Raw genomic sequence first — 271 nt, forward strand, 5'->3', positions numbered from 1 at the left:
TTATACAGTTTAAGAGACGATGCTGGGTCTGTAGCTCAGGTGGTTAGAGCGTTCGCCTGATAAGCGAGAGGTCGGTGGTTCAAGTCCACTCAGACCCACCAATTCTTCCTCCCAGAAGATTGGCACACAGTATCACACACCTGATGGGGTTATAGCTCAGCTGGGAGAGCGCCTGCCTTGCACGCAGGAGGTCTGCGGTTCGATCCCGCATAGCTCCACCATCTTTAAGCGCACTAGCAATAGTGTTTTTAAAAATGGTTTTCATTAGAAA

2 tRNA genes are annotated in these 271 nt (G+C 49.4%); both read left to right on the forward strand.

The annotated features are described in order from the left end of the window. Positions 1-24 precede the first annotated feature (24 nt). A tRNA-Ile gene (locus PL85_RS18095) sits at positions 25-101 on the forward strand. A 44-nt stretch (positions 102-145) separates the two neighbouring features. After that, a tRNA-Ala gene (locus PL85_RS18100) sits at positions 146-221 on the forward strand. Positions 222-271: the final 50 nt, after the last annotated feature.

It is taken from the genome of Vibrio anguillarum (genome assembly GCF_001989995.2).
GTDB lineage: Bacteria > Pseudomonadota > Gammaproteobacteria > Enterobacterales > Vibrionaceae > Vibrio > Vibrio anguillarum.